11 protein-coding genes are annotated in these 13,012 nt (G+C 68.5%); all 11 read left to right on the forward strand.

Going from position 1 to position 13,012, the window contains the following annotated elements; all coding sequences use genetic code 11:
* Position 1 precedes the first annotated feature (1 nt).
* Positions 2-1,180, forward strand: coding sequence for a phospho-N-acetylmuramoyl-pentapeptide-transferase (gene mraY / locus AC1RLW_RS28565; RefSeq protein WP_062474230.1), 1,179 nt, complete (start codon positions 2-4; stop codon positions 1,178-1,180).
* A gap of 10 nt (positions 1,181-1,190) precedes the next feature.
* Complete coding sequence (murD, locus tag AC1RLW_RS28570) at positions 1,191-3,455, forward strand: UDP-N-acetylmuramoyl-L-alanine--D-glutamate ligase (protein WP_493195933.1); 2,265 nt, start codon at positions 1,191-1,193, stop codon at positions 3,453-3,455.
* On the forward strand, positions 3,452-4,747 hold the full coding sequence (gene ftsW / locus AC1RLW_RS28575; protein WP_062474228.1) for a putative lipid II flippase FtsW: 1,296 nt from the start codon (positions 3,452-3,454) through the stop codon (positions 4,745-4,747). The genes murD and ftsW overlap by 4 nt, the downstream gene beginning before the upstream one ends.
* Positions 4,744-5,805: an undecaprenyldiphospho-muramoylpentapeptide beta-N-acetylglucosaminyltransferase gene (gene murG, locus AC1RLW_RS28580; RefSeq protein ID WP_493195934.1), complete on the forward strand. Its 1,062-nt coding sequence runs from the start codon at positions 4,744-4,746 to the stop codon at positions 5,803-5,805. The genes ftsW and murG overlap by 4 nt, the downstream gene beginning before the upstream one ends.
* On the forward strand, positions 5,802-7,265 hold the full coding sequence (gene murC / locus AC1RLW_RS28585; RefSeq protein WP_493195935.1) for a UDP-N-acetylmuramate--L-alanine ligase: 1,464 nt from the start codon (positions 5,802-5,804) through the stop codon (positions 7,263-7,265). Before murG ends, murC begins: the two co-directional genes overlap by 4 nt.
* Positions 7,262-8,233, forward strand: a complete 972-nt coding sequence (locus AC1RLW_RS28590; RefSeq protein ID WP_139703002.1) for a D-alanine--D-alanine ligase — start codon at positions 7,262-7,264, stop codon at positions 8,231-8,233. Before murC ends, AC1RLW_RS28590 begins: the two co-directional genes overlap by 4 nt.
* A 3-nt stretch (positions 8,234-8,236) precedes the next feature.
* Positions 8,237-9,025, forward strand: coding sequence for a cell division protein FtsQ/DivIB (locus tag AC1RLW_RS28595; protein ID WP_139703003.1), 789 nt, complete (start codon positions 8,237-8,239; stop codon positions 9,023-9,025).
* Between the two features lie 20 nt (positions 9,026-9,045).
* Positions 9,046-10,275, forward strand: coding sequence for a cell division protein FtsA (gene ftsA, locus AC1RLW_RS28600; RefSeq protein WP_056575685.1), 1,230 nt, complete (start codon positions 9,046-9,048; stop codon positions 10,273-10,275).
* A 170-nt stretch (positions 10,276-10,445) separates the two neighbouring features.
* Complete coding sequence (gene ftsZ / locus AC1RLW_RS28605) at positions 10,446-11,660, forward strand: cell division protein FtsZ (protein WP_062474218.1); 1,215 nt, start codon at positions 10,446-10,448, stop codon at positions 11,658-11,660.
* 225 nt (positions 11,661-11,885) lie between these two features.
* Complete coding sequence (gene lpxC / locus AC1RLW_RS28610; RefSeq protein WP_056575680.1) at positions 11,886-12,809, forward strand: UDP-3-O-acyl-N-acetylglucosamine deacetylase; 924 nt, start codon at positions 11,886-11,888, stop codon at positions 12,807-12,809.
* A gap of 25 nt (positions 12,810-12,834) precedes the next feature.
* Entirely contained in the window at positions 12,835-13,011 is a 177-nt protein-coding gene (locus AC1RLW_RS28615) for a hypothetical protein (protein ID WP_167394968.1), read from the forward strand.
* Position 13,012 lies beyond the last annotated feature (1 nt).

Consider the following 13,012-nt stretch of genomic DNA (forward strand, 5'->3'; position numbering starts at 1 on the left):
CATGCTGATGTCCCTGGCCCAATGGCTGCAGACGCTGTCGCCCGAGTTCGGGTTCTTGCGCGTTTTCAACTACCTCACGTTCCGCGCCCTGATGGCCGCGCTGACCGCGCTCGTGGTCGGCCTGGTGGCCGGCCCGTACGTCATTCGTCGCCTTGCCGCGCTCAAGATCGGCCAGCCGATCCGCGGCTACGGCATGGAAACGCACCTGACCAAGAGCGGCACGCCCACCATGGGCGGCGTGCTGGTGCTGTTCGCCATCGCCTTCGCCACCTTGCTGTGGTTCGACCTCTCGAACCGCTTCGTGTGGATCGTGCTGTGGGTCACGATGGGCTTCGGCGCCATCGGTTGGGTGGACGACTGGCGCAAGGTGGTGCGCAAGGACCCCGAGGGCATGCGCTCGCGCGAGAAGTATTTCTGGCAATCGCTGGTCGGCCTGCTCGCGGGCTTCTACCTGCTGTTCAGCATTTCCGAGAGCTCCAACTGGCGCGTGCTCGAGCTGTTCTACGCCTGGGTGCGCTCGGGCTTCGACCTCGACTTTCCGCCCAAGATCAACCTGCTGGTGCCTTTCTTCAAGGAAGTCAGCTACCCGCTGGGCGGCATCGGCTTCGTCATCCTCACGTACCTCGTGATCGTGGGCGCCAGCAACGCCGTGAACCTCACGGACGGCCTCGACGGCCTGGCGATCATGCCGGTGGTGATGGTGGGCTCGGCGCTGGGCGTGTTCGCCTACGTCACGGGCAGCGCGGTGTACTCCAAGTACCTGCTGTTCCCCAACATCCCCGGCTCGGGCGAGCTGCTGGTGTTCTGCTCGGCCATGGCCGGTGCGGGGCTGGCCTTTCTCTGGTTCAACACCCATCCGGCACAGGTCTTCATGGGCGACGTGGGCGCGCTCGCACTGGGCGGCGCGCTGGGCACCATCGCGGTCATCGTGCGCCAGGAGATCGTGTTCTTCATCATGGGCGGCATCTTCGTGGTCGAGGCGATCTCGGTGATGGCCCAGGTCACGTACTTCAAGTACACGAAGAAGCGCTTCGGCGAAGGCCGGCGCGTGCTCAAGATGGCGCCGCTGCACCACCACTTCGAGAAGAGCGGCTGGCGCGAGACGCAGGTCGTGGTGCGCTTCTGGATCATCACGATGCTGCTGTGCCTCATCGGCCTTTCCACGCTGAAGCTGCGGTAACAACACAACCATGCGGCACCTGAAAGACCTCCCCGTTCTCATCCTCGGCCTCGGCGCGTCCGGGCTGGCGATGGCGCGCTGGTGCGCGCGCCACGGCGCGGTCGTGACCGTGGCCGACACGCGCGAGGCACCGGCTTCGCTGGCGACGCTGCAGGCCGAGCTGCCCGATGCCACTTTCATCGGCGGGCCGTTCACGGCCGCGCTGGTCGAAGGCACGCCGATCCGCGCGGTGTACCGCTCGCCGGGCCTGTCGCCCGCGACGCTGGCGCCGGTCGTCGACGCCGCCAAGGCCGTGGGCCTCGTGGTCGGCGGCGAGCTGGACCTGTTCGCGCGCGCGCTGCTCGATCTGCAGACGGTCGAGGTGCCGGTGGTGGAGGCCGAGGCTGAAGTGCCGGTCGAAACCGCCGTGGTCGAGCCTGTCGTTGAAACGCCGGCCCAGGCCGAGCTGGCCTTGAGCGAAGAAGCCCCTGTGGCGGAGGCTGCGGTGGTCGAGACGCCGGAAGTGCCTGCACCGATGGCTGAGGGTGAGGCCGAAGCGGTTGCGCCCGCTGAAGCTGTTGAAGCGACTGACGCCGTGGCGCCCGAGCTGACGGCAGAATCGACCGAGGCCGCACTGCCGGTCGATGCGCTTGCCGCAGAAACCGAACCCGCCGCTTCCGTCGAACCGACCGAAGCCACCGAACCCACACCGCCCGCCATGGCCGAAGCCATGCCGCGCGATGCATCGCTGAGCGTGCCGGTGACGCCGCCCGCCGAAGAGGTCGTCGGCGAAGGCGCCGTGACGGAAGACGCCGCCACGGAAGATGGCGCCGCACCAGCCGCCGCCGAGACGCCTGCCGTGTCGCCCGCACCCGCCGCCACCATCTCCCGCCTCCCGACCCCCGGCAAGCCCTACGTGCCCACCGCGGCGCGCGAGGCCGCCGAGTTCGTCGCCAAGATCGCCGAGCTGTCCGCCACCAACCCGGCGTCGGCCGCGGTCGAGGAAGAGGCCACGCCGCAACTCGAACTCGTGCCCGAACCCGAGCCCGAAGCGCCCAAGGGCTACACGCCCGCCGTGCTCGCCATCACCGGCACCAACGGCAAGACCACCGTCACCTCGCTCACCGGCCAGCTGGTCGAACGCGCGGGCAAGACCGTGGCCGTGGCCGGCAACATCGGCCCGACGCTGCTCGACACGCTGGCCGGGCACCTCGACGCCGGCACGCTGCCCGACGTGTGGGTGCTCGAACTCTCGAGCTTCCAGCTCGACGGCGTGCAGGGCTTCGAGCCCACGGCCGCGACCGTGCTCAACCTCACGCAGGACCACCTCGACTGGCATGGCGACATGCCGGCCTACGCGGCCGCGAAGGCGCGCATCTTCGGCGCCAAGGGCCTGATGATCCTCAACCGCGACGACGCCGGCGTGATGGCCATGCTGCCGCCGCCGGTCAAGGTGCGGCTGCAGCGTCCGCAGATCCGCACCCACGTCACCTTCGGCGGCGCGATGCCGCTGCGCCCCGGCGACTACGGCATCGAACGCATCAACGGCGTGGCCTGGCTGGTGCGCGCGCTGGAAGCCGACGAAACGCAGAAGCGCAAGCGCGGCGCGGTGGTGGAAGAAGAGCTCTTCTTCCAGCGCCTCATGCCCGCCGACGCGCTGCGCATCCGCGGCCGCCACAACGCCATGAACGCGCTGGCCGCGCTCGCGCTCGCCAGTGCCGCCGACTGCCCGCTGGGCCCGATGCTCTACGGCCTGCGCGAGTACCGCGGTGAGCCGCACCGCGTCGAGCCGATCGCCATCGTGGACGAGGTCGAGTTCTTCGACGACAGCAAGGGCACCAACGTCGGCGCCACCGTGGCCGCACTGAGCGGCCTCGGCGAGGAGCGCCGCGTGGTCGTGATCCTCGGCGGCGAAGGCAAGGGCCAGGACTTCGAGCCGCTGGCCGACCCCGTGCGCCAGTACGCGCGCGCCGTCGTGCTCATCGGCCGCGACGCCCCGTTGATCGAGGCCGCGCTGGCCTCCACGGGCGTCTCGCTGAAGCACGCGGGTTCGATGGAAGAGGCCGTGAAGCTTGCCGCCGCGCGCGCCCACCCCGGCGATGCCGTGCTGCTGTCACCGGCCTGTGCGAGTTTCGACATGTTCAAGGACTACGCGCACCGCGCCGAAGTGTTCTGCGAGGCCGTCGAGGCCTACGCCGACAGCCCGCGCGAGGCCGTGGGTGGCGACGACGCGGTGGTGTCGTATGTGCCTGGCGCGTCGCTGTCCACCGCCGGATCGATGGAGGACCCGATTTGAACTCCGCAGCCGCAGGCCAGGAAACCAGCACCGGCAGCCGTTTCGGCGGCTGGTTCCGGCGCGCCCGCAGCGGCATGGATTCGCTGCCCGTGCACCTGCCCGTGCGGCTGGGCGGCGCCGGTGTCGCGCAGACCAAGGCCACGCCGATGCGCGTGCTGGGCTTCGACCAGGCGCTGGTCTGGGTCACGGTCGCGCTGATGACCTGGGGCCTGATCATGGTGTATTCGGCCTCGATCGCGCTGCCCGACAACCCGCGCTTCGCACGCGCCGGCTACAGCGCCTCGTACTTCCTCACGCGGCATGCGGCGTCGCTGGTCATCGCCTTCATCGCTGCGCTGCTGACCTTCCAGGTCCCGATGAAGACCTGGGAGCGCGCCGCGCCCTGGCTCTTCGTGGCTTCGCTGCTGCTGCTGGTGGCGGTGCTCATTCCGCACATCGGCATCAACGTGAACGGTGCGCGCCGCTGGCTGCCGATGGGCTTCATGCGCTTCCAGCCGTCGGAGCTGGCCAAGTTCGCGATGGTGCTCTACGCCGCCAGCTACATGGTGCGCAAGATGGAGATCAAGGAGCGGTTCTTCCGCGCCGTGCTGCCGATGGGCATCGCGGTGGTGGTGGTCGGCATGCTGGTGATGGCCGAGCCCGACATGGGCGCCTTCATGGTGATCGCCGTGATCGCCATGGGCATCCTGTTCCTGGGCGGCGTGAACGCGCGCATGTTCTTCGTGATCGCGACGCTGGTGGTGGTGGCCTTCGGCTCCATCGTGGCGAGCAGCCCGTGGCGCCGCGAGCGCATCTTTGCGTACCTCGATCCGTGGAGCGAAGAGCACGCGCTGGGCAAGGGCTACCAGCTGTCGCACTCGCTGATCGCCATCGGGCGCGGCGAGGTCTTCGGCGTGGGCCTGGGCGGCAGCGTCGAGAAGTTGCACTGGCTGCCCGAGGCGCACACCGACTTCCTGCTGGCCGTGATCGGCGAGGAGTTCGGCCTCATCGGCGTGCTGCTGATCATCGGCCTGTTCCTGTGGCTCACGCGCCGCATCATGCACATCGGCCGCCAGGCGATCGCGCTGGACCGCGTGTTCTCGGGCCTCGTGGCCCAGGGCGTGGGCGTGTGGATCGGCTTCCAGGCCTTCATCAACATGGGCGTGAACCTGGGCGCACTGCCGACCAAGGGCCTGACCTTGCCGCTGATGAGCTTCGGCGGCTCGGCGATCCTGATGAACCTCGTGGCGCTCGCCGTCGTGCTGCGCATCGACTACGAGAACCGCGTGCTGATGCGGGGAGGTCGCGTATGACGCGCACTGCGCTGGTCATGGCAGGCGGCACGGGCGGCCACATCTTCCCGGGCCTGGCCGTGGCCGAGGCCCTGCGCGAGCGCGGCTGGCGCGTGCACTGGCTGGGCGCGCCCGGCAGCATGGAAGAAAAGCTCGTGCCCCCGCGCGGCTTCGCCTTCGAGCCCGTGCAGTTCGGCGGCGTGCGCGGCAAGGGCCCGCTCACGCTGTTCCTGCTGCCGCTGAAGCTGCTGCGCGCCTTCTGGCAGAGCCTGGCCGTGGTGCGCCGCGTGAAGCCCGACGTGCTGGTGGGCCTGGGCGGCTACATCACCTTCCCGGGCGGGATGATGGGCGTGCTGATGGGCAAGCCGCTGGTGCTGCACGAGCAGAACTCGGTCGCCGGCCTCGCCAACAAGGTGCTGGCGGGCGTGGCCGACCGCGTGTTCACGGCCTTCCCGAACGTGCTGAAGAAGGCGCAGTGGGTGGGCAATCCGCTGCGCGCGGCGTTCACGTCGCAGCCCGATCCGGCCACGCGCTTCGCGGGCCGCACGGGGCCGCTCAAGTTGCTGGTGGTCGGCGGCAGCCTGGGCGCGCGTGCGCTCAACACCGTGGTGCCGCAGGCGCTGGCGCGCATCGCGCCCGACGCCCGCCCGCAGGTGCTGCACCAGAGCGGCGCCAAGCAGATCGACGAGCTGCGCGCCAACTATGCGGCGGCCGGCGTCGAGGGCGAACTCACGCCCTTCATCGACGACACCGCGCAGGCGTACGCCGAGGCCGACCTCATCGTCGCGCGCGCCGGCGCCAGCACCGTCACCGAAATCGCGGCCGTCGGCGCAGCAGCGCTGTTCGTGCCTTTCCCCTCGGCGGTCGACGACCACCAGACCACCAACGCGCGCTTCCTCGTGGACGCGGGCGGCGGCTGGCTGGTGCAACAGACCGACCTCACCCCTGAATTGCTGGCTGATTTGCTACAGAAAACCGAACGCGCGACCTTGATCGACAAGGCCACCAAGGCCAAGACCCTGCAGAAGACCGAAGCAGTGGACGCGGTTGTCCGCGCCTGCGAGGAGCTTGCGAAATGAAGCACGCGATCCGTCACATCCACTTCGTCGGCGTCGGCGGCTCGGGCATGAGCGGCATTGCCGAGGTGCTGCTGAACCTGGGCTACAAGATCACCGGCTCCGACCTGTCCGACAGCGCCACGCTGCGCCGCCTCGCGGGCCTGGGCATCGGCACCTTCGTGGGCCATGCCGCCGCGCACATCGACGGCGCCGACGCGGTCGTCACCTCCACCGCCGTGCAGTCGGACAACCCCGAGGTGCTGGCCGCGCGCGAAAAGCGCATTCCCGTCGTGCCGCGCGCGCTCATGCTCGCCGAGCTGATGCGCCTGAAGCAGGGCATCGCCATCGCCGGCACGCACGGCAAGACCACCACCACCAGCCTGGCCGCCAGCGTGCTCGAGGCCGCCGGGCTCGACCCGACCTTCGTGATCGGCGGGCGCCTGAACAGCGCCGGCGCCAACGCGCAGCTGGGCAGCGGCGACTACATCGTGGTCGAGGCCGACGAGTCGGACGCCTCGTTCCTGAACCTGCTGCCTGTGATGGCGGTGGTCACGAACATCGACGCCGACCACATGGAGACCTACGGGCACGACTTTGCGAAGCTGAAGAAGGCCTTCGTCGATTTCCTGCACCGCATGCCGTTCTACGGCGTGGCCATCCTGTGCACCGACGATCCGGCGGTGCGCGAGATCGTGGCCGACGTGACCTGCCCGGTCACCAGCTACGGCTTCGGCGAGGACGCCCAGGTGCGCGCCATCGACGTGCGCGCCGTCGGCGGCCAGATGCATTTCACCGCGCAGCGCCGCAACGGCGTGACGCTGCCCGACCTGCCCATCGTGCTGAACCTGCCGGGCGAGCACAACGTGCGCAACGCGCTGTCGGTGATCGCCATGGCGGTCGAGCTCGGCATTGCCGACGAAGCGGTGCAGCGTGGCCTGGCCGGCTTCAAGGGCGTGGGCCGCCGCTTCCAGAGCTACGGCGACGTGGCCGTGCCGAACGACACGGCCGGCGGGCGCTTCACCGTCATCGACGACTACGGCCACCACCCGGTCGAGATGGCGGCCACCATCGCGGCCGCGCGTGGCGCCTTCCCGGGGCGCCGACTGGTGCTGGCCTTCCAGCCGCACCGCTACACCCGCACGCGCGACTGCTTCGAGGACTTCGTGAAGGTCATCGGCACGGCCGACTCGGTGCTGCTGGGCGAGGTCTATGCCGCGGGCGAGGCGCCCATCGTGGCCGCCGACGGCCGCACGCTGGCGCGCGCGCTGCGCGTGGCCGGCAAGGTCGAGCCGGTGTTCGTGGACGACATCGTCGCCATGCCGCAGGCCATCCTGGACAACGCCCGCGCGGGCGACGTGGTGCTGTGCATGGGCGCGGGCTCCATCGGCGCGGTGCCGGGCAAGGTGGTCGAACTCGGCACGCCGCCCGCACCCTCATCAACAACTTCAGAGCGCGCTGCGCGCAAGGGGAGGGCCGCGTGAGCCTTCAGGATCCACAACTTTTCGGCAAGGTCGCCGTGCTGTTCGGCGGCAGTTCCGCCGAACGCGAGGTGTCGCTGATGTCCGGTGCCGGCGTGCTGCAGGCCCTGCGTTCGCGCGGCGTCGACGCGCATGCCTTCGACCCGTCGGAGCGCGAGCTGACCGACCTGAAGCGCGAAGGCTTCGCGCGCTGCTTCGTCGCACTGCACGGCCGCCACGGCGAAGACGGCACGGTGCAAGGCGCGCTCGAGCTGCTCGGCATTCCCTACACCGGCTCGGGCGTGATGGCCTCGAGCGTGGCCATGGACAAGGTCATGACCAAGCGCATCTGGCAGGCCGACGGCCTGCCCACGCCCAAGTACGTGCGCCTGGCCTTCGATCAGCAAAGCCGCGAGCAGATCATGGTGGTGCCCGACGTGCTCGGCCTGCCGCTGATCGTGAAGCCGCCGCGCGAGGGCTCGTCCATCGGCGTGACCAAGGTCGAGGGCTACTCGCAGATGCAGGACGCCGTGGCGCTGTCGGCCAAGTTCGACGCCGACGTGCTGTGCGAGGAGTTCATCGACGGCGAAGAAGTGACCTGCGCCGTGCTCGGCCAGGGCCTGGACGCGCGCGCGCTGCCGGTGGTGCGCATCGCCGCGCCCGAGGGCGCCTACGACTACCAGAACAAGTACTTCACCGACGACGTGAAGTACCAGTGCCCGAGCGGCCTGCCCGAAGCCGAGGAACGCGAGATCCAGCGCATCACGCTGGCCGCGTACCACACGCTCGGCTGCCGCGGCTGGGGCCGCGCCGACGTGATGATCCGCGCCAGCGACCGCAAGCCCTTCCTGCTCGAGATGAACACCTCGCCCGGCATGACCAGCCATTCGCTGGTGCCGATGTCGGCGCGCGCGGCGGGCATTCCCTACGAAGAGCTGTGCGTGCGCGTGCTGGCTTCGGCCGCACTCGATGCCAAGGGAGGCGCGAACTAAGCCATGGCCGACAGCATCCCCGCTCCCTTCGACGTCAAGCTGATGAACATCGTCGCGAACGTTGCGTTCGTGCTGGTGGCGCTCATGCTGCTGGCGGCGAGCGCGTGGTGGGTGCTGCGCCAGCCTTTCTTCCCGATCTCGGGCATCAAGGTGGACGGCGAGGTCACGCACAACAACGCGGTCACGCTGCGTGCCAACGTGGCGCCGCAACTGAAGGGCAACTTCTTCACCATCGACCTGGCGCGTGCGCGCACCGCTTTCGAGACGGTGCCGTGGGTGCGCAGCGCGGTGGTGCGGCGCGAGTTTCCGAACAAGCTGCGCGTGACGCTGACCGAGCAGGTGCCGGTGGCGGTGTGGGGCGACGAGGCCGGCTCCAAGCTGATCAACGGCTTCGGCGACGTGTTCGAGGCCAACGTGGCCGAGGTCGATGCCGACCTGCCGCGCCTGGACGGCCCGATCGAGCAGGCCGGGCAGGTGCTGGGCATGTACCGCGTGCTCGCACCGATGTTCGAGCCCTACGACTTCGACATCGCCGAGCTGCGGCTGTCCAGCCGCGGCAGCTGGAAGGTGCTGCTGGACAACGGGGCCGAGATCGAGCTCGGCCGCGGCCAGAGCGACGAGGTGTCGGCGCGCCTGCAGCGGTTCCTGAAGACCGTGACGCAGGTCGCGGGCCAGTACCGCCGCACGGTGGCCGACGTCGAACGCGCCGATCTGCGCCACAACGACGCGTATGCCCTGCGGCTGCGCGGCGTCACCACGGTCTCGCCCGAGGCCCCAAGAAAAATCAAGTAGCGAATACCGAGGACATCTACATGCCCAAAGAATACAAAGACCTGGTCGTAGGCCTGGACATCGGAACCGCCAAGGTGATGGTGGTCGTGGCCGAGGTGCTGCAAGGCGGCGAGCTCAAGCTGGCCGGCCTGGGCATCGCGCCCAGCAACGGCCTCAAGCGCGGCGTCGTGGTGAACATCGACGCCACCGTGCAGAGCATCCAGCAGGCGCTGAAAGAAGCCGAGCTGATGGCCGACTGCAAGATCAGCCGCGTCTACACCGGCATCACCGGCAGCCACATCCGCGGCATCAATTCGAGCGGCATGGTGGCGGTGAAGGACAAGGAAGTCACGCCCGCCGACGTGGCCCGCGTGGTCGAGACGGCGCGCGCCATCAACATCTCGAGCGACCAGCGCCTGCTGCTGGTGGAGCCGCAGGAGTTCGTGATCGACGGCCAGGACGTGAAGGAGCCGATCGGCATGAGCGGCATGCGCCTGGAGGCCAAGGTGCACATCGTGACCGGCGCGCAGAGCGCGGCCGAGAACATCATCAAGTGCGTGCGCCGCTGCGGCCTCGAGGTCGACCAGCTGATGCTGAACCCGCTGGCCTCCAGCCAGGCGGTGCTCACCGAAGACGAGCGCGAACTGGGCGTGGTGCTGGTCGACATCGGCGCGGGCACCACCGACGTGGCGATCTTCACCAACGGCGCGATCCGCCACACGGCCGTGATCCCGATCGCGGGCGACCTCATCACGAGCGACATCGCGATGGCCCTGCGCACGCCCACCAAGGACGCGGAGGACATCAAGGTCGAGCACGGCTATGCCAAGCAGCTGCTGGCCGACCCTGAATCGCAGGTCGAAGTCCCCGGCCTTGGCGATCGCGGCCCGCGCATGTTGAGCAAGCAGGCGCTTGCCGGCGTGATCGAGCCGCGCATCGAAGAAATCTTCTCGCTGGTGCAGCAGGTGGTGCGCGAGTCGGGCTACGAGGAAGTGCTGTCGTCGGGCGTGGTGCTCACGGGCGGCAGCGCCGTCATGCCCGGCATGGTCGAGCTGGGTGAAGACATCTTCCTCAAGCCCGTGCGCCGCGGCATTCCGAAGTACTCGAGCGCTCTCTCGGACATGGTGGCGCAGCCGCGCGCGGCCACCGTGATGGGCCTGCTCGAGGAAGCACGTTTTGCACGCATGCGTGGCTTCAAGGTCGCACAGAAGAACGGGTCCGTAAAGACTGCGTTCGGACGTTTCAAGGACTTCATCGTGGGGAACTTCTGACCATGAACCACTCCCCACTCTGGCTCGCACGCGCGGGCCCTCCGCTGCATTTCAACGAGCGATGGCGACGCACCGGTCCACCATCGCGACGGCGATCCCGTTGATCACGTCACGGCAAAAGAAATATTCATAGACACATAACGGCAACTGCAATATTCAAGGAGTTAGAAATGACCATCGAAATGATCGAAGTCGAAGAATTCAACCAGGGCACGCAGATCAAGGTGATCGGTGTCGGCGGCGGCGGTGGCAATGCGGTCGCCCACATGATGGAGCGTGGTGTGCAAGGCGTGCAGTTCGTTTGCGCCAACACCGACGCGCAAGCCCTGCAACGCAGCAACGCGCACAAGAACATCCAGCTGGGCATCAGCGGCCTGGGCGCCGGCAGCAAGCCCGAGAAGGGCCGTGACGCGGCCGAAGCTGCGGTGGACGACATCCGCGCTGCCATCGACGGCGCGCACATGCTGTTCATCACGGCCGGCATGGGCGGCGGCACCGGCACCGGCGCGGCGCCCGTGATCGCGCGCGTGGCCAAGGAAATGGGCATCCTGACGGTGGGCGTGGTGACCAAGCCCTTCGACTGGGAAGGCGGCCGTCGCATGACCAACGCCGACGCCGGCCTGGCCGAGCTCGAAGCCAACGTCGACTCGCTGATCGTGGTGCTCAACGAGAAGCTGCTGGACGTGCTCGGTGAAGACATCACCCAGGACGAAGCCTTCGCGCACGCCAACGACGTGCTGAAGAACGCCGTGGGCGGCATCTCGGAAATCATCAACGAGTACGGCGGCGTGAACGTCGACTTCGAAGACGTGCGCACCGTGATGGGCGAGCCCGGCAAGGCCATGATGGGCACCGCTGCCGCAGCAGGTCCGGACCGCGCGCGCATCGCCGCCGAACAGGCCGTGGCCTGCCCGCTGCTCGAAGGCATCGACCTCTCGGGCGCGAAGGGTGTGCTGGTGCTGGTGACGGCATCGAAGGGTTCGCTGAAGCTGAACGAGTCGAAGCTCGCGATGAACACCATCCGCGCCTACGCCTCGCCGGACGCGCACGTGATCTATGGCGCCGCCTACGACGAAAGCCTGGGCGACCAGATGCGCGTCACGGTGGTGGCCACGGGCCTGTCGCGCGCCGACGCACGCCGCCAGGCCCCGACGCTCGAAGTGATCCGCACCGGCACCGACAACATCCCGTTCACCGTGCCGACGCTCGGCGGCGTGGGCCACGCGGGTGGTGGTTCGGGCAGCCAGCCCAACTACGACGGCATGGCCGTGCCCAGCGTGTGGCGCACCAACCGCACGATGGCCGCTGCCAAGGTCGACGCACTGTCGTCGGGTGGCATGGACGACTTCGAGATCCCCGCATTCCTGCGCCGTCAAGCAGACTGACCGCAGGCCACCGAACGCAGAGGGCACGAGGGTTCGCAAGGGGACGGGGAAGACCTGAAAGGGACTGACCCCCGGCTCTAGGCGCTGCGTCCACCTCGTGCCCCTTGCGTCCATCGCCGGGGGCTCCCGGCTTTTTGTTTTTTCTTGTCTGACCGGTCCATGTCTATCGCGGCCATAGCGAAGGGAATAGGGCGTCACGGTCGTCGCCCGCCTAAAATATCGGGCGTGCTGCAACAACGAACCCTCAAGTCGATCAGCCGCGCCGTGGGCGTGGGGCTTCACAGCGGCCAACGCGTGGAGCTGACCCTGCGACCGGCCCCGGCCGACACGGGCATCGTGTTCCGCCGCGTCGACCTGCCCGAGCCGGTCGAGATTCGCATGACCGCCGAATCGGTCACCGACACGCGCCTGGCGTCCACCGTCTCCACGGGCGGCGCCAAGGTGCAGACCGTCGAGCACATCATGTCCGCCTGCGCGGGCCTGGGCATCGACAACCTCTACATCGACATCACGGCCGACGAAGTGCCGATCCTCGACGGGTCGGCCTCGTCCTTCGTGTTCCTGCTGCAAAGCGCGGGCATCGAGCTGCAGAAGGCGCCGCGCCGCTTCATCCGCGTGCTGCGCAAGGTCGAGGTGCGCGAAGGCGAGGGCGCCAACGAGAAGTGGGCGAGCCTGGAGCCGTACCACGGCTTCAAGCTGAGCTTCGAGATCGACTTCGACCACCGCGTCGTCAACTCCACCGGCCAGCGCGTGGAGTTCGACCTGGGCACCGACTCGTACAGCCGCGACATCGCACGCGCGCGCACCTTCGGCTTCACCAAAGAGGTCGAGTACATGCGCAGCAAGGGCCTCGCGCTCGGCGGTGGCCTGGACAACGCCATCGTCATGGACGACACCAAGGTGCTCAATGCCGGCGGCCTGCGCTACGACGACGAGTTCGTGAAGCACAAGATCCTCGACGCCATGGGCGACCTGTACATCATCGGCAAGCCGCTGCTGGCCGCGTACACCGCGTTCCGCTCGGGCCATGCGCTCAACAACAAGCTGCTGCGCGAGCTGCTCTCGCACAGCGACGCCTACGAGGTCGTGACCTTCGAGGACGAGAAGCGCGCACCGCGCGGCTTCGGCGAAGTGGCGCGGGCCTGGTAAGCCCGGCGCACGCCTTTTCTTCCCGATGCTTCTCTTTCGCTGGGCCATCCTGCTGCTTCTGCTGGTGGCGGGTGTGTCCTTCGCGTTCTACGCGGGCACAGGGCAGGTCAAGTACCGCCGCTTCGGCTGGATCGTGTTCAAGTGGACGGTGCTGGCGGCGCTCGGCTTCTTCGCCGTGCTCATCGCCGAGCGCGTCGCGTAGC

It is taken from the genome of Variovorax sp. GW822-FHT04A09, assembly GCF_058801005.1.